This is a genomic window from bacterium, from assembly GCA_021372615.1.
Classification (GTDB): Bacteria; Armatimonadota; Zipacnadia; order Zipacnadales; family UBA11051; genus JAJFUB01.
This window is the reverse complement of the sequence record JAJFUB010000086.1, coordinates 1-19730: the sequence shown is the minus strand read 5'-3', so window position 1 is coordinate 19730 and position 19730 is coordinate 1. Positions and strand designations below refer to the sequence as shown.

The following is a 19730-nucleotide window of genomic DNA, read 5'->3' as shown; positions in this document are numbered from 1 at the left end:
TGACGCGGAGTTCCGCAGGCGCGTACTAGCCGGCGACTGGAGCATCCCCATGGAACGAGTGCTCGCCGCGATAGCCCTCGTGGCCCTGGCCATTGCTGCCCGTGCCCAGGAGCCGCCGATGCCTGACCGCCTCGTGCTGGAGAAGGTGCCGTACGTCGGCCCGAACTGGGGGGGGAAGCTCGACGGGCCCCAGGACTTCATGTTCCCCTCGGTCGTGGCCGCGCTGATGAAGTTCCTCGACCCCCGGCACCCCTACGGCTACCGGTTCTATCTCGACGTCTCCGGCATGGCCTATCGCCAGTTCTGGCACCCGGCCAAATGGGACTGCGCGTTCGACAACGTCTGGGCCGTCTGTGACGACCCCGTCGAGCCCATCCGTCGCTGCTTCGCGGCCGCGGGCTATGACTTCCGCCTCATCGGCAACCGCGAGCTGTGCCGCGAGCGGCCGCTGGTCCGCGACCGCCTGCCCGAGTACGCCGACCCCGAGCCGCTCCGCCAGGTCGTCATGCGGACCCTCCGCGCCGGCAAGCCGGTCATCGCCATCGGCCTGTACTCCGGTGCCGCCATCGTGGCCGGATACGAGCAGCAGGGGGACGTGCTGGTGGGCTGGACGATGGACGAGAAGCTGCCGACGGGCGCCGATGGCTACCAGCGCTTCGCCGACTGGCTCCAGCACGCCGAGGCGGTCATCATCCCCGGCGGCAAACGCGAGCCGCTGCCGCTGCGCGAGGTCTGCCGCCAGACGCTGGCCTGGGCCATCGAGGGCTCGCGCCGTCCGCTGCAGGGCGAGTACCGTGCCGGGCAGGAGTCGTTCAACGCCCTGGCCGAGGCGTTCGGGCGCGAGGGGGAGCTGCAGGCCGCTGACGCTGCGGCCCTGAACCAGAAGCACTTTCAGTTCTTCTTCTACACCATCGTCGTGGCCGAGGGGCGCGCCTTCGGGTACGACGTGCTGGACCGGGCCGCACAGCTTGAGCCCACCGTCGCCGGCGACCTCGACGCCGCCATGGACTGCTACCACCTGATGCACGATCTCGTCTGGCGGCTGTGGCAGACGGAGAGCGCGGGCTCTGACCCGGGCGACGGCAAGCACCTGCGCGAGCCGGAGACCTGCCGCGAGCTGGCGCGGATCGTGCTGCTACAGCGCGACCTGGATGCCCTGGCCGTGCAGCATTTGTCCCGTGCCGCCGCAGCCTTTGGTGTGACCGCTGACCAGCTTCCGCCGCCGACCCCGCTCGAACAGACCGTCATGCAGGCCTTCGCGCACCGGCAGCAGACCAGCGGCGCCAACCGTGCGCGTCTGCAGCGCCGCGTCGTGGACCTGTGGCTGGGGGCGGTGCCGGAGCTGCGCTTCATGGGCGGGCGCGACTGCACGTTCGCGGCGGCCCTTGAGGCTGCCCTGGCCCCGACCGCGCGGCCGGTCAGCTACGCCGATCTCATGGGGTACTCCGGCCTCGCCTTCCGCACGCGCTGGTTCGACAACCCCGCCCATGAGCAGACCGCGTGGGGCGCCAGCCGCTGGCATCCCGTCAGCCCGCATGGCGAGGGCCCCGAGGAGCTGGCGGCGCTCTCTCGGGCGACCGGCTGGCAGTTCCGCCGCGACGAGCTGCCGGCCGACGTGAACTCCCTCGCGCGTCGCCGGGTCATCACCGATGTCGTCGTCTCGATCAACGACGGCCTACCGGTGGTGGCCATGCGCAACACGGACCTGGCCACGGTCTACGGCTACAACATCCACAGCATGAACCTGTTTCTGCGGGACATGCAGCACCCGCAGGTGGCTGAACTGCGCGTTCCGGAGAATGATGCCGGGCTCTGCGGCCCGATCATCTTCCTGGCCGGCCTCGGCCCCGAGCCGCCCCCCGCGCAGGTGCTCATGGACAGCCTCAAGCTGGCCGTGAGCAATGCTCGCCGCGCGCCCCAGGACCACTTCCGCTACGGCCTCGAGGCCCTCGCGGCCTGGGAGCGGGCGCTGGCGGAAGCGGACCAGTGCAGCGACGAGGAGCGCCAGTTGCTCTTCCTGGTGAACTGGTGGTCGCTCATGCACCTGGCGGACGCGCGCCGGGCGGCGGCGGATTTCCTGGCGGCCCACGCCGATCTCGTTGCCCCCACCGCGAAGGCCGACTACGCCGCCGCGCACCGCCTCTTCCAGCAGGAGGCCGGGCTGCTGGACCGGTTCGCCCAGCAGCACACGCGCTACCTCATGTGGTGGGGAGGGGCGGCGCAGGCCAAGGACTGGACCCCGGCGGATCGGCAGGCGCAGCGCGAACTGCTGGCGCAGTGCCGCGGCCTGGAGCAGTGGGCCTTCGCGGCGCTGGCCGAGGTCGGCGCCGACTGACAGGTCGGCACGAACGAAAAGCGGGAGGGGGCCGATGGCGCCCTCCCGCTCATGGTTGGTGCTTGCCGCGCGTGTGTCTACGCCCGGGGCCGCCAGGGCAGCTTGTGCTCCACCTTGCTGACCGCGTCGTAGCCTTCCCACAGCATCAGGTGATCCAGCAGCGTGATCGCGACCATGGCCTCGCCTACCGGTACGGCGCGGCCGCAGATCTGCGCATCGCGCCGGGTGGTCGCGGCGAATGGCGCCGGCTGCAGAGTCGCCATGTTGACCGAGTCCTGGTCAATCGAGACCGTGGAGGTCGGCTTGACGACCATGCGCACCACGATGTCCTCGCCGTTGCTGATGCCGCCGTCAATGCCCCCGGAGTGGTTCGTGCGGAAGCGGATCACATCGCCGTCCAGGTAGGGGATGTCGTTGGCTTCCGAGCCCTTCAGCCGCGCCAGCTCGAAGCCGGTGCCGAACTCGACGCCTTTGACGGCCGGGATGCTCAGCAGCCCCTTGCCGATGTTCGCCTCCAGCTTGTCGAACACGGGCTCGCCCAGGCCGGGCGGCACGTTGCGGGCGATGATCTCGATGACCCCGCCCACGGTGTCGCCCTCCGCCTTGACGTCCAGCGCGCGCTGGATCATCTGCTCGGCGGCTTCCAGGTCCGGGCAGCGAATCTCGGTCTTCTCGCGGTTGTCGCGGATTTCCGCGAAGGACAGCGACCGGGACGTGATGCCGTGCAGCTCCTTGACATAGCCCACGACCTCGATGCCGTCGCGCGCCAGGATCTTCTTGGCCAACGCTCCGGCGGCGACGCGGACAGCCGTCTCGCGCCCGCTGGCCCGCCCGGCCCCACACCAGTCGGCGTGTTCGTCGTACTTGAAGCGATAGGTGTACTCGGCATGGCCGGGGCGGACGATGTCCTTGACCCGCCGGTACTGCTCGATGTGCTCGACCTCGGTGTCCACGTTGCGGATGAAGATGCCCACCGGGGCGCCGGTCGTCTTGCCCTCGAAGACGCCGGAGAAGACCTCGCACTGGTCGGTCTCCAGGCGCGGCGAGTCAATGGGGCTGGTGCCGGGGCGGCGGCGGTCCAGCTCGGCCTGGATCTCCTCGCGCGATAGCATCATGCCCGCGGGTACGCCGTCGCAGATCACCGCCAGCCCGCCGCCGTACGACTCGCCGCAGGCGGTGATGCGGAATACGCGGCCATAGGTGTTGCCAGTCATATACGTCCTCCTCAGGTCGGATGTCTGTAGGGTTTGGAGACCGCAAGCGGTCTCAGGGGGCTCGTACCCCGCCGAATCCGGCCAGTCAGCCACTGCTCTCCCGCAGGGCCATGGAAGCCTCCTTCACATGGCCCGGTGTCTGCCCGGTACGTCACAAGGGGGCTGACCCCACAGGGGTCTGTCCCCGCTGTCTGCTACTCTTCCCCCAACACCAGCTTGAAGAGCGCCTTCGCGGCTTCCAGGGGCCCCTCGCGCTCCCAGCCCTCGATGCCCAGCCGCGTGCGGATCTGCCCGACGCGCACCCCGCGCTCGAAGGCGCCCTCGAAGTACTGCCGCGCCAGCGGCTCGTGCAGGTCGCGCAACTGGTCCGCGCCGAAGGGGTTGGCGAAGTAGGTGCGCACCAGCCCCCGTTCGTCGGTCGTCCCCTTGGCGGCCCGGTAGCCGGAGCGGAAGACCTCCAGCGCGGCCTCGGGCGTGGTGAAGAAGTCCACGACCGGCGCGTCCTCGGTCACGTGCTCGTAGTTGTTCGCATACAGCAGCAGGTCCACCGGATAGCCCGCGATGACCTCGCGGTAATCGGTCAGCGGCACGACGACCCGGGCGTTGCCGCGGTCGGGGTTCATGAAGATGCTGCGGTCGAAATGGCCGAAGGCGTAGCCGGGCGATAGGTCATCCAGCCGCACGAAGGCCCCGATCTCGGTCCCATAGCCCAGCAGCCCCGCCGGCGAGAGCTGCAGCGACCCCATGTCGTCGAAGATCGTGGTCATGTCCGACAGGTACTCGTCGGCCAGCTCCCGGAAGGCCTCCAGCGTCTCGGACTTCCCGGCGCCGCTGTCGCCCACGATGACGACATTGAACTTCCGGCCCTGCCGCAAGCCCACATGGCACATGGCGCCATGCACCGGCAGCCGCCCGCGCCGCATCATGATGACATTGTGCAGCGTCAGCGCCATCTTCTTGCAGTAGCCGAAGTAGTCCACTTCCTCGGACCTGGCCACCGCGCCGAGGACCGTGTTCGTCTCCTCGTCTATGTAGAAGCGCGTCAGGTCGTGGCCCATGTTCTCGGGCGGGACGCCGAACAGCACGACGCCGTCCGGCTTAGCCCGCGCCTCGTCGTGGCCGGACAGCTCGAACAGGTTCACCAGGCTGATGGCCAGCGCGAGGTACTCGCGGTCGAAGTAGAACAGGAAGTGCAGCTCGCCGACCTGCAGGGGGATGCAGAGCCACTGCTGCGGATCGAGCTGCAGCCCCTCGAGCGGGTGCTCGAAGGTCTGCACGAACTTCCCCTGCCGCTTGGTGCGGCGCGGGTACAGTGTGACCGGCGGCACCAGCAGGGCCAGCCGCACCATGCGGATGGCATCGAGGGGCTCATAGAGCCCGCCGGGGTTCTGCCACTTGATGCGCTCGACCAGCAGGCTCATGTTCGCGCCCGCCGGCACCTGGCGATAGACGCGGGGCCAGTGGCCGCGCAGGCGCCGCTCGATGCGGCGGTACGCCTCGCGCACCAGCGAGTTGAGGTCCTGGTTGTTGAAGATGAAGGGGCGATGGCCCTCGATGGCGCTGTCGCGCGAGTCGTCGGTGCGGCCCTCGAAGATGAGATAGCGCTCATAGCGCCGCCAGTGGTCGTATAGCTCCTCGACCAGGCGGGCCAGCTCCACCGGCTCCTGGACCAGGTCGGCCACGTCGGGGGCTCGCACGCGCACTTCCTGCCAGTCCAGGTCGCACAGCAGCCCCAGCAGGTGAGCCAGGTCGCGCGCGGCGTCGGAAGGGTGCTCGCGGTCGCCGGTTACCGGCCGCTCGCGCAGCAGCCGCAGGTGCGAGGAGTTGCGCCGCTGCAGGTCGTCCAGGAAGTTCTGGATGACCGCCAGCGCCTGCTCGGCCTGGAACACCTGGGCCGGCTGCGTGCACAGCGCCCCCGTCATGTAGATGGTGACGTGGCGTTCGCCGGCTTCACCGGGTAGTAGTCTCATATCGCTCCGTACCTGCCTCGGTGCACGCCGTTAGTCCTGCGGCGGCTCCTTGCTCAGCCAGATCCGATCTAGCGCCAACGTCGTCCCCTTGACCGCCGTCGCGCCATAGGACTGCGAGTACAGACAGAACCGCTCGATCTGTTGCCAGCCCAGCGGGTCGCGCAGCTTCACCATATCGCTCAGGGGCAGGGAGACCAGCTTCCAGCCGGTCCAATCCAGTGCTATGTAGCCGATGTAGGCGTCGTCTTCGGGCGCTTGCGGGCTGCGCGATTGCATGTACAACGCGATGCGCTCGTCCACCGGCTCGGCGCAGTGCAGCCACAGGTTCAGGGCCTTGCACTGCGACCAATCCCGCGGGACGGACAGGTTGTAGAGCGCCTTGTGCGTGAGCGTGCTCGGCCACAACCCGGATCGGCCGCCGGCCTCCCGCGCCGGATCCTGAACGCATTGCACGACGTTGGCGCCGTCCATTAACATCGCGGCGCAGTCGGTGCCAGCCTCGAACAGCGTCAAGGTATCGCCGGGCGGCTCGGGCATGAGCGCGTGCATGTCGGCAAAGTGCAGCACAGTGCCTTCGTTGAGCGTGATCAGCGGCGGGTTGGCCTTGAGGCTGAAGCCCAACTCGGTGACCTGATTCCAGCCGACCGGCTTATAGCACGGGGCGAGGCTGCGGCGGCGCAGGTTCAGCAGGCGCCAGCCTTCCCAGTCAATCTTCACCAGCGCTCGGTAGCAGTCCCACTGCGGCGTGGCGGGATCGTTCGAGTAGACCATCACGGCCATCATCGAGTTGGTGGGCCTGGCCGAGTGCACCCACATGCTGAGGCCGTCCCACGCGGACCAGTCTTCCGGCACATCCGCGCAGTACAACATGCGGCCCGATGTCTCCGGCTCCCACTTTGCGGAGACCGCGCCGCCGTGGGTAATGGTGTCGTCGCCAGTGAAGCCAAGCGGGTTGTCGTTGCTCTGGGGGTGCCAACGTGGCGGCGCGGGCCCCTCGAAAGGTCCCTGGAAATCCTCGATGATGGGTCCCAGCTGTGGCGAAGCCACTGTCTCCTGGGCCCAGGACGGTATCGCCAGAAGCGTAGCCAGCATGATGAGCAGAAAGCCAACAGCGACGACGTAAGACAATGCGCGCATGGTGCCCATGTCTACCCCTCCCGTCGGTCACTCAGTCTTCAGGTTCCGCGAATGTCTGACCCCAACGACCCCATCAGCTCCACGAAGTTCGGGAACGTGACCTCCACGGCCTCGGCCGTCGTGATCGTCGTCTCGCCCTCGGCGAAGGCACCGGCCACCGCCAGCGACATCACCACCCGGTGGTCTCCATGCCCCTCGACCAGCGCCCCCCGCAGTCGCGACCCGCGGACCACCAGCCCGTCCTCACGTTCTTGAACGTCCGCGCCCAGCTTCCGCAGTTCCCGGGCCATGACGGCGATGCGGTCGGTCTCCTTCAGCCGCGCCTGGGCCACGTTCACCAGCCGCGTCTCGCCCTCGGCAAAGCACGCCGTCACGGCCAGGGCCGGCAGCGCGTCCGGCGTGGCGTTCAGGTCGAGTTCGGCGCCGCGCAGGTTCCCGCCCGAGACGGTCAGCCCGGCCGCCGTCTCCTCGATGGCGGCGCCCATCTGCCGCAGCATGTCCACCACGGCCTTGTCGCCCTGCGGGTCGGTCAGGTCCAGGCCGGTGAGGGTGATGGGCTCATGCCCGATGGCCCCGGCACACAGGAAGAACGTGGCCGAGGACCAGTCGGCCGGGATGTCGGCCGCGAACCCATGGTAGCTCTGCCCGCCGGGGATCCAGAAGCGCTCCATCCGCACCCGGTCGTACTGCACGCCGAGCTGATCGAGCCAGTGCAGCGTCATCTCGACATACGGGTGCTCGGTCAGCGACACGACCTCGATCTCGCTATCGCCCCGCGCCAGCGGGCAGGCCAGCAGCAGTGCCGTCAGGTACTGCGAGGTCGCGCACGCGATGGCCGTCTTGCCCCCGCGCAGCGGCCCCCGAATGACGAAGGGGGCGCAGCCATTGCCGCGGGTGGTGAAGGCCTCGGCGCCCAGGTCGCGCAGCGCGGCCAGGAGCGGCTCGACCGGCCGCCGCCGGATCTGCTCGTCGCCGGTGAAGACGCTGCAGCCGTCCACCAGCGCTGCAACCGCCGCCATGACATACTCGGTCGTGCCGGAGTTGGCGACATCCACGACGTCCTCAGGCACCTGCGGCATGCCGCCGACGCCGGTCAGCGTCCAGTCCGTCCCCAGCGCCGTCTCGGCGCCCAGGGCCGCGGCCGCGCGCATCGCGGCCTCGGTGTCGGCCGACTGCAGCGGGCTGCGCAGCACCGACTGCCCGTGCGCCAGCGCCGCCAGCGTGATCGCGCGGATGGTGTGGCTCTTGGACCCGGGGATGGCGACCGTGCCCGACAGGTTGGAGGGGCGAACAATCAAGTTCATGGTTTCACGTCCGTCCGGCAGGTGCGCTGGGCATGGCCGGCCAACTGACTTGCCGCCCATGCTTTTCCTGCTCCTGCTTCCCGCGCTCTATGCCTTCCAGAATGTCGCCGCCCGCGCCGTTCAGCGCGTCCACCTGAACCTCTATGCGGTCGGCGGCTTCACGTACCTGTTCGCGGCGCTCATCTACGCCGCGTTCCTGGCGCTCCGCCCCGTCCCGCTGCCCTCGCTGATCTTCTACGCCGGCCTCATCCTGGGCGCCCTGTATGTCATCACGTATCTGCTGTTCGTGCCCACGCTGGCGGACCGCGGCGTCTCGATCATGGCCGCCCTGTGCCAGCTCTCGGCGCTCGTGCCGATGGCCGGCGCCATCTTCATCTGGCATGAGCAGCCTTCGCCCCTCCGCTGGGCCGGGGCCATTCTGTGCCTGATCGCGATGCCGCTGCTTACGCTCGATCGGGGCATCACCGACACCCACCTGACCTGGCGCAAGGTGCTGCTGTTCGCCGGCATGATTGTCGCCAACGGCGGCGTGCTGCTGGGCTTCAAGTGGTTCGAGCAACTCGACCAGCCTGAGCAGCTCAATGGTCTCATGGTCACGACCTTCGCCACGGCGACGGTCCTCATGGCCGTGCTCTGGCCGTTCTACCATGGCACGGCGACCCGTGCCGTGGTTGGCTGGGGCCTCGCCTGCGGCCTGTGCTATGCCGGCGCGGCGGTCGTCGTCGTGCAGGCCCTGCGCCGCTACGGGGGCGTGGTCGTCTTCCCCTTCGCCGAGGCCACGGCCCTGGCGATGACGGTGGCCTACGCGGCCCTCTTCTGGCGCGAGTTGCCCGGCAAGGCCGGCTTCGTCGGCGTCGCCGTCGTGACGGTCGCGGCGGTGCTCATCAACCTGTAGCCCTCGCGTGGGCGGGTGCGTCCTCGCACCCGCGCCGAGCGGGTTCGGGGACGAACCCGCCTACGCTTCCCGCGCCAGCTCCTGCACCGTTGCCACGGCCTGCGCCAGCGGCACGATCTGCTCCGCCTTGTCCTTCCGCCGCCGCACCTCCACCACGCCCTCCTGCGCCGCCTTCTTCCCCACCACGACCACCAGCGGATAGCCGATCAGCTCGGCGTCCTTGAACTTCACGCCGGGCCGCTCGTCGCGGTCGTCCAGCAGCACGTCGAAGCCCGTGGCCTGCAGGCTCTCATAGACGCCCTGGGCCATCTTGACGATCTCTTCGTTCTTGGGGTCCAGCAGCAGCACGGCGGCGTCGAACGGCGCCACCGACCGCGGCCAGATGATCCCGCTGTCGTCGTGCCACTGCTCCACCAGCGCCGATACGATGCGCGACACGCCGATGCCGTAGCAGCCCATGATCATCGGGTGCTGCGCGCCATGCTCGTCCTGGAACACGGCGCCGAGCGCCTCGGAGTACTTCGTCCCGAGCTTGAAGACATGCCCCAGCTCGATGCCGCGCACGGCCTGGAGCGTCCCGCCCGTGCAGTGTGCGCAGGCATCGCCCGCGGATGCCTCGCGCAGGTCGGCGTACCGAAGCGGCGTGAAGTGCTCGCCGACCCGCACGCCGGTCAGGTGGGCATCCGTCCGGTTCGCGCCCACGACGGCCTCGCCCATGAGCTGGATCTCTTCGTCGGCGATGATCTCGACGTTGCCGCTCAGGCCCACCGGGCCGCTGTACCCCACGTCCGCCCCGGTCAGCCCCACGATCTCCTCCGGCGTGGCCATGCGCAGGCTCTCATCCTGGACGATCTTCGCCAGCTTCATCTCGTTGAGCTGCCGGTCGCCGCGGACGAGGGCGGCGATGAAGCGGCCCGCGCCGGGGCCCGCCGCACACGACGCGGCACCCGGCGCCTGGCCCTCGGCCCGGAACAGCAGCGTCTTGATGAGCGCGGACGCCGGCCGGCCGAGGAACTCGGTCACGGCCTCGATGGTCCGCGCCCCCGGGGTCTCGACCAGCACCGGCGGGGTCCCCTCTCCGCCCAGTGCCGGCGTCTCGCCGGCCCCGGGTCGGCTCACCGCGCACTCCAGGTTTGACGCGTACCCGCAGGTGTCGCACTGGATGATGGTGTCCTCGCCGTTGGGCGTGGGCAGCATGAACTCGCGCGTCCCGAAGCCGCCGATGGCCCCGGCCTCGGCCTCCACCACGAGCACGTCCAGGTGCATCCGCGCAAACAGCCGCGTGTACGCCTCGAACTGCTTCTCGAAGGACAGGTCCAGCCCGGCCAGGTCGGCGTCGAAGCTGTAGGCGTCCTTCATGATGAACTCTTTGGCGCGGATCAGCCCGGCGCGCGGTCGCGCCTCATCGCGGAACTTCTGCTGGACCTGGTAGAGCGTCACCGGCAGGTCGCGATACGAGGCCACGTCCTGCATGACGGTGTCGGTGATCGCCTCCTCGTGGGTCGGGGCGAGCAGGAACCAGCGGCCGGTGCGGTCCTGGGTCTTCAGCGGCTCGGGCACGAAGCTGGTCCAGCGCCCGCTGCGCTCCCACAGCTCCTGGGGGTGGATGACGGGCATGAGCACCTCATGGGCGCCGGCGCGATCCATCTCCTCGCGGATGATCTGCTCGACCCGCCGCAGCACGCGCAGGCCCAGCGGCAGGAACGTGAACACGCCCGCCGAGAGCTGGCGCATGAAGCCGCCACGCAGCAGGAGCTGGTGGCTGGGAATCTCCGCCTCACTCGGGATCTGGCGGAGGGTGGGGGCATAGAATTGGGTGGCTCTCAAGAGACTGGACCTCGTGTCAGTGCTGAACGATGAATGATGAATGATGAATGGACTCCCGCTCAGTGGACGGGCGCATTCATCATTCCGCGTTCATCATTCGCACCTCTCGCATCAATGCGTCGAATGCTTCCGCAAATGGCACCGTCCGCAACGCCTCGCCCCGGCGAAACAGCAGGACCTTGTCCTTGCCCGCCGCGATTCCCACGTCGGCTTCCTTCGCTTCGCCCGGACCGTTGACTTCGCAGCCCATCACCGCCACGACAAGCGGCGTCTCGATCTCCCGGAGGGCCTCCTGCACCCGCTGCGCCAGGGGCTGCAAGTCCACCCGGCAGCGCCCGCAGGTGGGGCATGAGACCAGGCGCGGGCCGCTGAGCAGTCCCATCGCCAGCAGGATCTGCCGCCCGACGACGACCTCCTCGGTCGGCGGGTTGGTCAGCGACACGCGGATCGTGTCACCGAGGCCCTCGGCCAGCAGGATGCCGACGCCGGCGGCCCCGGTCACGATCCCCGCCTCGCCCGGCCCGGCCTCGGTAATACCCAGGTGTAGCGGGCAGTCGCTCTCACGCGCGAACAGGCGGTTGGCCTGCACCGTCCGCCAGATGTCGCTGGCCTTGATCGAGACCACCAGGTCCCGGAAGCCCATGGCCTCCAGGCGCGCCACGTTGCGCAGTGCGCTCTCGGCGGCGGCCTCGGGCGTGGCGCCGCCGTACTTCTCCAGCAGCGTCTTCTCCAGCGACCCGGCGTTCACGCCGACGCGGATCGGGATGCCGGCGGCGGCCGCAGCCTCGACGACCGTCCCGACGCGGCTATCGTCGCCGATGTTGCCCGGATTGATGCGTATCTTGTCCGCCCCGGCCGCAATGGCCCCCAGGGCGAGCTTGTAGTCGACATGGATGTCGGCCACCAACGGCGCATCGAGCTGCTGGCGGATGTCGGCGAAGCCGCGGGCAGCGTCGTGGTTGGGTATGGCCAGCCGCACGAGGTCCGCGCCGGCGGCCAGGGCCTGCTTGATCTGCGCCACCGTCGCGGCCACATCGGCCGTGTCGGTCTTGGCCATCGTCTGGACGGACACGGCCGCGCCGCCGCCAATGGCGACCCCGCGCACACGCACCTGGCGCGTCTCGCGACGCGGCCAGCTCACCTGTGGACGCCCGGCCATGCTGTGCCCTCAGAAAGAAAAAGCCCGACTTGCGCGGGTGAGTGCATTATACAGAATACTGCCGCCACTGTTCAAATGCGGCGTTGGCCCGGCACAAGACAGCGGGGCGCCCCGTTGTAGAGGGGCGCCCCGCATGGTGATACATGGCAACCAGCCAGGGGAGAGTCACTTGGCCAGGAAGCCGGTGTCGGCGCCGTTGTCGAAGCTCTCGTTCACGGCGGTGCAGGCGCTGCTCAGGTCAGCGACCGAGCCGAGCAGGCCGGAGGTGTCGCCACCCAGCACGGCCTCGCCCAGCGACAGGAGCTGTGCCACGGTGAAGCCGGCATACGTTCCGGTCTGGATCTTCAGCGAGCCGAGACCCGTCGCGGTGAGGCCGGCGCCCGAGAAGTCCACATTCAGCCGCATCGCGACGACCTGCCCCGCCAGCACGCCCGCGGTGGTCTTGCCGACCGGGTCCACATAGCTCTTCTTGAGCGCCGCCGCGGTGCCGCCGGACGGCAGGAAGTTCGTCACGGCCTGGGCGCTGGTGAAGGTGAGCGTGTAGCCGCCACCCACGACCAGCCCCGCGCTGCCATAGACCTGCGCCCAGTAGGTGTGCAGCAGCATGCCGGCGTTGTTGCCTGCGGGCTTGGCGCCCCAGCCGCCCTGGGTGAAGGTCTCCCACCCGCCGGTGGTCTCAGGCGGTATGTAGCCGAAGTCGTAGGTGAGGTCCGTGGCAGCGATGACGCCGTTGCTCTGACCGTCCAGCACACCGTCGCGATCGTAGTTCTGCGTGTAGTCGGCGTACCCGGCGGGAAGGGTGACCGAGACCTTGTAGTCAAAGCCAGCCGTCACGCCGACGAACTTGTAGAGCCCCGCCGCATCTGTCTGGGTGGTGGCGAGTGCTACCCAGGTTGCCCCATCGAGGTACGACAGCGTCAGTGTGGCTCCGGGGATTCCCACTTCCCCGGCGTCCTTCTCCGAGTCGCCGTCGGTATTCACCCATACGGTGTCACCCAGCGACACGGTCCCGAGCGCCAGGGCGCTACTGACCGACATGAACACCAGCAAACCGACCGCAAACGTCAACATCAACCGATTCATCGAAACGTCCTCCCTCTGCCCCTGTGGGGCTGTGTACGTGACTTCACCGGCTGCCTGTCGAGCTACTAGGGACTGCTTGCGGCCACTACCTCAATCCTCAGCAATACGGCGAGCAACATCTGCCCGCCAAACATCCGGGGAATCCCTCGACGCCAAACCTGGACGCAAAAAAAACGGGAGCGCCCAGGCATGGGGCACTTCCGCATGGCCGTGATGGTAACGCGCCCCCTCACGCGTGTCAACCCACCTTGACCACATCTTTTGCGTGTCTTGACTATACCTAGAAGTTGAGTCTGCAACTACAGGTAAAATGTTCACGAATGGACACATAACGGCAAACGGGGCGCTCCACTTGCTGAATGGAGCGCCCCGTTGCCGCGTATGGCACAACCGGCCAGGGGAGGGTTAGGGAGCGACGTACCCGGTGTTGGCGGTGCCGCCGTCGAAGCTCTCGTTCACGGCGCTGCAGGCGTTGCTCAGGTCAGCGATCGAGCCGCGCAGGCCGCAGGTGTTGCCACCCAGGACTGCTTCGGCCAGGCCGAGAAGTTGGTCCACGGTCCAGCCCTCGTAGGTGCCGCTCTGGATCTTCAGGGCGCCCAGGCCCGACCTGGTGACGCCCGCCGCTGAGAAGCGCACGTTCAGCTTCAGCGTCACGACCTGCCCGGCCAACACGCCGGCTTCGGTGCGGTACGTCGGGTTCCAGTAGCTCCAGCACAGCGCGTTCGGCGTGCCGCCGGAGGGTAGGAAGGTCGTCACGGCCCAGGCGTTGGTGAAGTTGAGCGTCTTGCCGCCGCCCACGGCCAGGCAGCCGCTCCCAAAGACGCTGCACCAGTTGTCGTGCAGCAGCCTGCCGGCGTTCTTCCCGGCGGGCTTGGCGCCCCAACCGCCCTGCGTGTACGTGGTCCAGCAGCCGCTGGAGGCCTTCGTGACGGTCACGTTCCACGTCGAGCTGTCGCTGACCGTCTGGCAGTGCCAGACGCCCTTCGCCGTGGCCGTGTTGGTCAGTGTCTCGGTGGTAGTCGTTCCGCCGCCACAGCCGCCGCCGGTGGTGCATGAGGTCTTCAGGTTCGTGGCCGACCCGTGCGCGCCGCTCGTCAGGTCGCCGCTGGTCGGGATCGTGTAGGTCACATCGAACTCATTGACCTGCCCCGCCGGTACCCCGCTCTTGCTCCAGATCGTCCCGCCCAGCATCGGGTCGGACACCGTGATGTCCAGCGTCGTGTTGCCGCTGTTCGTCACGCTGAAGTGGTACGTGATGGTGTCGCCGCGCTTGGCCGTGGACGGGCCCGTCTTCACCAGGTCAATCGCCGGCGACCCGGTGGGGGGCGTGGTCGAGGTGCTGACGGTGACGGTCCAGCTCGACGTGTCCGTGACCGTGCCGCAGGTCGAGACGCCCGTGGCCGTGGCGGTATTCACCAGCGACTCGGTGGTGCAGGCCGGGGGCCAACTACCCCAGCCGCCCCAACCTCCCCAGCCGCCCCAGCCGCCGGTGGTGCACGAGGCCTTCACGTTGGAGGCAGTGCCATGCCCGCCGCTGGTCAGGTCGCCGCTGGTCAGGTCGCCGCTGGCCGGGATCGTGTAGGTCACGTCGAACTCATTGATCTGCTCGGCCGGCACCGCGCTCTTGGTCCAGATGGTGCCGCCCAGCATCGGGTCCGACACGGTGATGTCGAGCGCAACGTTCCCGGTGTTCGTGACCTTGAAGTGGTAGGTGATGGTGTCCCCGCGCTTGGCGCTGCTGGGCCCGGTCTTGACCAGGTCAATCGCTGGCGAGCCGGTGCTCGTGGTCGTGACCGTCACCGTCCAGCTCGAGGTGTCCGTGACCGTGCCGCACGGCGTGACGCCGGTGGCGGTGGCTGTGTTGACCAGCGTCTCCGTGGTGCACGTCGGGGTCGTGGGGGTCGTGCAGAGTGTCTGCAGGTTCGCCGCCGTGCCATGGGTCCCCGCGGTCAGGTCGCCGCTGGCTGGGATCGTGTAGGTCACGTCGAACTCGTTGACTTCGCCCGCCTTGACGCCGGACTTGGTGAAGATCACGCCACCCAGCATCGGGTCGGACACCGTCACGTCCATCATGGCATTGCCGGTGTTGGTGACCTTGAAGTGGTAGGTGATGGTGTCGCCGCGCTTGGCGCTGCTCGGCCCGGTCTTCTCCAGGTCAATGCCCGGCGTCCCGCCCGTGTCCAGGAAGTCCTGGTTCGGGTAGCTGCTGCCTGCCGTGGTGGCGTCCACGGCGAGTGTGTCACTGTCTACCTTGGCACCCGCGGTCCCCGGCACGGCGTTCGTGCTGGTGAAGTCCGCCGGATTGGTCTCGACCACGCGGTAGCTGCCGGCCGGCAGAGGGCCGAAGGCATATGTGCCATCGTCGCCGGTCGTCACCGGGTTGGTGACGCCGTCCACGGCCACCACCGCACCCGCGCTGTCATACAGAGTGATGACGGCGCCGGACAGGGTCAGCGTCTCGCCCGCGTCCAGCACACCGTCTCCGTCGCAGTCTCGCCAGACCGTGCCGGAGATGCTCACCGGCTCGGAGGGCGCCGCGTAGTAGCCGAAGTCCAGCGTCCGCAGGCTCTCGTTCCAGCCGAGCGTCGCCGTCGCCTCGTTGTCCAGCGTCCCGTCCAGGTCGTAGGTCTGGGCCATGCCCGCAGGGATGGTGTCCGCATCCACCACGACGGTGTACGTGCCGGCCCGGAGGCCCTCGAACAGGTACACGCCATCTACCGCCGTCCCGTCAATGGTGCCTGCCGCCGTCGTCGTCTCGGCGACAAGGCTGCCGGCGGCGTCGTACAGGGCCACGCGCACGCCGTTGAGCCCAGGCTCACTGAGGTCGTCCGCGCCGCCGCTGTTGTCGGCATCATTCCAGACGCGGTCACCGATCGAGCTCAGCGGCGCATAGCCGAAGTCAAAGGTGAGATCGGTGGCCGCCACGACCGCGTCGCTCTGGCCGTCGGCCTTCCCGTCCCGGTCGAAGTTGGGCGCGTATGCCGCATAGTCCGTCGGCAACGTCGCCGTCACGCGATAGTCGTATCCGGGCGTCAGGCCCGCGAACTTGTATGTACCGTCGCTGGCCGTAGTGGTAGTGGCCAGGTCCACCCAGGCGCCATCCACAAGGTACGCCAGGGTGAGCGTGGCGCCCGAGATCCCTGGTTCACCCACGTCCTTGGTGCTGTTCCCATCGTAGTTGACCCACACGGTGTCCCCGATCCTCACCGTTGTGAGTGCGAAAGCGCTTCCTGCCGTAACCAGCAACAGCAGTATGGCTCCGAACGCGAACGTCAACCGTCTCATCGTCTTCCTCCCACTGCCCCGCAGGGCTCAGTTTGCGACTTCAACGTCGGCTCTGTTAGAGTTCAAGAACAGCTCAACGCGCCAACTACAACGCCCAAAGAAAGGACGAGCGGGCGGCACTCGCCCTAGCGTCCGACGACGACGGCGCTGGTGTTCCGCGCCTGGTGCGACGGTCTAGCCAAATGGCTCGTGGGTGGCATCTGCCCCTCAGGGTTCCGGAGGCCAGGGGCTATGGAGAGGGCTGCGGTGAACTGGCTCGGCGAGATCTGGCTTGGCGCAAGGCAATGTCAGGGAAGGCTCAAGGCTCACGGACACGCAGACGAAAAAAACGGCAGCACCCAGGCATAGGTACTTCCGCACGACGAGGATTTTACAAGAGTGTGGCGGAGTATGTCAAGATGGTTTCTAATGATTTCTTATAGTTGTTGTTTAGGTCTTGAAATGGGTGATGGTGGGACGCAGTGTGCGGCATGGACTTATATGCGACACACAAAACAACGGGGCGCTCCCTCGAGAGAGGGGAGCGCCCCGTGCTTGCATGTGGTACAACCGGCCAGGGGAGAGTTACTTCGCCAGGAACCCGTTGACGGTGCCGTCGTTGAAGGCCTCATTGACGGCGGTGCAGGCGCTGTTCAGGTCGGCCACCGAGCCCAGCAGCCCGGAGGTGTCGCCACCCAGCACAGCCTGCGCCAGCCCGAGCAACTGCGACACGGTCCAGCCGGCGTAGGCGCCGCTCTGGATCTTCAGCGCGCCCAGGCCCGGGGCGGTGAAGCCGTTGGCCGAGAAGTCCACATTCAGCTTCATCGCCACGACCTGTCCGGCCAGCACGCCGGCCGTCGTCTTGCCCTTCGGGTCTACGTAGTCACGGCCCAGCGGCCTGGGGGTCCCGCCCGACGGCAGGAAGTTCGTCACGGCCCAGGCACTGGTGAAGGTGATCGTGTACTCACCGCTGCCGACGGTCAGGCCTGCGGCTCCGTACACCGTGTCCCAGTTGGTGTGCAGCAGCATGCCGGGGTTGTTCCCGGCCGGCTTGGCGCCCCAACCGCCCTGCGTGAAGGTCGCCCACCCGCCGTCCGTCGTCGTCGGCTTGTAGTAGCTGAAGTCCACGGTGCGGATGTTCTCGTTCCACGCCAGCGGCACCGTCGTCTCGCTGTCCAGAACCCCGTCCAGGTCATACGTCTGGTTCATGCCCGAGGGGATGGTGCTCACGTCCACCAGGACGGTGTATGTCCCGGCGACCAGCTTGTCGAACAGGTACACGCCATCCACCGCCACGCCGTTGATGGTGCCGGCGGCCGTCGTCGTCTCACGCAGGTAGGCGCCGCTCGCGTCGTAGAGCACCACGCGGACGCCGTTGATGCCCGGCTCGCTCAGGGTGTCGGCCCCGCCGCTGTTGTCCACATCGTTCCAGACGCGGTCGCCGATCGAACTCAGCGGCACATAGCCGAAGTCGTACGTGAGGGTGGTGACACTCACAACGCCGTTGCTCTGACCATCCAGGACGCCGTCGCGGTCGTAGTTCTGCGTGTAGCCGGCGTAGCCGGCCGGAAGGGCAACCGACACCTTCCAGTCGTAGCCGGGGACCAGCCCGGCGAACTTGTACAGGCCGTTCGCGTCTGTTGTCGTCGTCCCCACGTTCTCCCAGGTCGTCCCGTTGAGCAGCCACAGCGTCAGCGTGGCGCCGGGGATCCCTGGCTCGTCTGCGTCCTTGATGCTGTCTCCGTTGTAGTTCACCCACACAGTGTCGCCGATGGTTACTGCGGTGGTTGCGAACGCCCCTCCCACAGACGCCAGCAACAGCACGACCACGAGTGCCAACGCCACCCTACTCATCTTCTCTGCCTCCTGCTGCCCCGCAGGGCTTGGTGTGCGATTTCAGCAACGGCTCTGTGCCATCTCAAGAATGGCTCAACACGCCAACGACCACGACCAAAAAAAGGACACGCGGCTAGGCGCCTGTCCTAACGTCCCTGAACAAGTGCGCGGATGCTCCGCGCGTGCACCGACTGCTTGGCTTCTGGGCTGACTGGTAGCATGTGCCCCTCGGGACTCGATGGCGACCAGGGGCTGCGATGAGGGCTGCGATCAGCGGCCAAACGATGTCTGGATCAGTTCAATAGAGTTTCAGGAAAGCCTCAAGGGAGTCAAACCTGGACACAAAAAAAGCGGCAGTACCCAGGCAGGGGTACTTCCGCACACGACGGATGTTACAGGATGGGAGCAGTTTGTGTCAAGGGCCTTTTTTCATCTCCGTTTCCTGGGCGCGTGTGCGGCCGTCCTGACCGCGAGACCAGCCATTCACACAGCAGCGGGGCGCTCCGTCGAGAGAGGGGAGCGCCCCGCGGGTGCGTCTGCGACAGCCACAACCGGCCAGGGGAGAGCTACGGGGCCAGGAACCCGTTGTCGGCCTCGTCGCAGAAGTTCTCGTTCACCGCCGTGCAGGCATCGCTCAGATCGGCCACCGACCCAAGCAGACCGGAGGTATCCCCGCCCAGGACAGCCTGTGCCAGACCCAGCAACTGGGCCACGGTCCAGCCCTGATAGGTGCCGCTCTGGATCTTCAGCGCACCCAGACCGGGGGCCGTGATGCCGGCGGTCGAGAAGTCCACATTGAGCTTCATCGCCACGACCTGCCCAGCCAGCACGCCCGCGGTCGTTTTGCCTCGCGGGTCCGTGTAGCTCTGGTTCAGCGGCTTGGGCGTCCCGCCCGACGGTAAGAAGTTCGTGACCGCCCAGGCGTTGCTCAGCGTGATTGTGTAGGTGCCACCGACCACGAGGCCCGCGCTGCCATAGATCTGGCTGAAGTACGTGTGCAGGAGCATGCCCGCGTTGTTGCCTGCCGGCTTGGCGCCCCAACCGCCCTGCGTGTATGTCTCGCCGCCGTCCCACGTCGGCGGGATGTAGCCGAAGTCGTAGGTGAGGTCGTCGACGGTGACCACGCCGTTGCTTTGGCCATCAAGGACGCCGTCACGATCGTAGTTCTGTGTGTAGCCGACATACGCAGCCGGAAGCGTAACGGATACCTTCCAGTCGTAGCCGGCAACCAGCCCGATGAACTCGTACAGGCCGTTCGCGTCCGTGGTGGCCGTCCCTGCGATCTGCCATGTCGTCCCGTTCAGTAGCCACAGTGTCAGCGTCGCGCCGGGGATCCCCGGCTCGTCAGCGTCCTTGATGCTGTCTCCGTCGTAGTTCACCCATACCGTGTCGCCGATCATCACCGTGCCGGTCGCGAAGAGGTTCCCTGCCGAGGCCAGCAACAGCGTCACGACTACGAGCGCCAACGTCAGCCTACTCATCTTGCCTACCTCCCACTGCCCCGCAGGGCTCAGTGTCCGATCTCCACGTCATGTCTATGCCATCTCAAGAATGGCGCAACACGTCAACGACCACGACCAAAGAAAGGACACGCGGCTAGCCGCCTGTCCTAGCGTCCCTGAACGAGTGCGCGAATGCTGTGCGCGTGGTGCGACTGCGTGGGGGTCTGCCTGGTTGGTTGCATGTGCCCCTCGGAACTCGGTAAC

The 19730-nt window shown here is 67.6% G+C and carries 12 protein-coding genes; 2 read left to right on the top strand and 10 right to left on the bottom strand.

The features are described 5' to 3' along the window. The first annotated feature begins 49 nt into the window (after window positions 1-49). Complete coding sequence (locus LLH23_12840) at window positions 50-2335, top strand: hypothetical protein (GenBank protein ID MCE5239361.1); 2286 nt, start codon at window positions 50-52, stop codon at window positions 2333-2335. A gap of 77 nt (window positions 2336-2412) precedes the next feature. Here LLH23_12840 and aroC read toward each other — a convergent pair whose 3' ends face one another. The 4 genes from aroC to aroA all read right to left on the bottom strand — a co-directional run bounded on the left by aroC (window position 2413) and on the right by aroA (window position 7960). Next, a complete protein-coding gene (aroC, locus tag LLH23_12835) occupies window positions 2413-3549 on the bottom strand; it encodes a chorismate synthase (protein ID MCE5239360.1) in 1137 nt (378 codons plus the stop codon). 194 nt (window positions 3550-3743) lie between these two features. Next, window positions 3744-5519: a phosphoenolpyruvate carboxykinase gene (locus tag LLH23_12830; GenBank protein MCE5239359.1), complete on the bottom strand. Its 1776-nt coding sequence runs from the start codon at window positions 5517-5519 to the stop codon at window positions 3744-3746. Window positions 5520-5549: 30 nt separating this feature from the next. Next, window positions 5550-6665: a hypothetical protein gene (locus LLH23_12825; GenBank protein ID MCE5239358.1), complete on the bottom strand. Its 1116-nt coding sequence runs from the start codon at window positions 6663-6665 to the stop codon at window positions 5550-5552. Window positions 6666-6694: 29 nt separating this feature from the next. Next, on the bottom strand, window positions 6695-7960 hold the full coding sequence (gene aroA / locus LLH23_12820; GenBank protein MCE5239357.1) for a 3-phosphoshikimate 1-carboxyvinyltransferase: 1266 nt from the start codon (window positions 7958-7960) through the stop codon (window positions 6695-6697). Between the two features lie 58 nt (window positions 7961-8018). Here aroA and LLH23_12815 point away from each other — a divergent pair, with 58 nt between their 5' ends. Next, window positions 8019-8855 carry a hypothetical protein gene (locus tag LLH23_12815; GenBank protein MCE5239356.1) on the top strand — a complete coding sequence of 279 codons (837 nt, stop codon included), beginning with the start codon at window positions 8019-8021 and terminating at the stop codon, window positions 8853-8855. Between the two features lie 60 nt (window positions 8856-8915). Here LLH23_12815 and LLH23_12810 read toward each other — a convergent pair whose 3' ends face one another. The 6 genes from LLH23_12810 to LLH23_12785 all read right to left on the bottom strand — a co-directional run bounded on the left by LLH23_12810 (window position 8916) and on the right by LLH23_12785 (window position 19505). Further along, a complete protein-coding gene (locus tag LLH23_12810) occupies window positions 8916-10682 on the bottom strand; it encodes a proline--tRNA ligase (protein ID MCE5239355.1) in 1767 nt (588 codons plus the stop codon). 79 nt (window positions 10683-10761) lie between these two features. Next, the gene (gene ispG / locus LLH23_12805) at window positions 10762-11841 is read right to left on the bottom strand and encodes a flavodoxin-dependent (E)-4-hydroxy-3-methylbut-2-enyl-diphosphate synthase (GenBank protein MCE5239354.1); all 1080 of its coding nucleotides are present in this window, start codon (window positions 11839-11841) and stop codon (window positions 10762-10764) included. Between the two features lie 165 nt (window positions 11842-12006). Further along, entirely contained in the window at window positions 12007-12924 is a 918-nt protein-coding gene (locus LLH23_12800) for a hypothetical protein (protein MCE5239353.1), read from the bottom strand. A gap of 405 nt (window positions 12925-13329) precedes the next feature. After that, on the bottom strand, window positions 13330-16209 hold the full coding sequence (locus LLH23_12795; GenBank protein ID MCE5239352.1) for a hypothetical protein: 2880 nt from the start codon (window positions 16207-16209) through the stop codon (window positions 13330-13332). Between the two features lie 564 nt (window positions 16210-16773). Next, window positions 16774-18042: an MSCRAMM family adhesin SdrC gene (locus tag LLH23_12790; GenBank protein MCE5239351.1), complete on the bottom strand. Its 1269-nt coding sequence runs from the start codon at window positions 18040-18042 to the stop codon at window positions 16774-16776. Between the two features lie 548 nt (window positions 18043-18590). Further along, the gene (locus tag LLH23_12785) at window positions 18591-19505 is read right to left on the bottom strand and encodes a hypothetical protein (protein MCE5239350.1); all 915 of its coding nucleotides are present in this window, start codon (window positions 19503-19505) and stop codon (window positions 18591-18593) included. Between the last annotated feature and the right edge of the window lie 225 nt (window positions 19506-19730).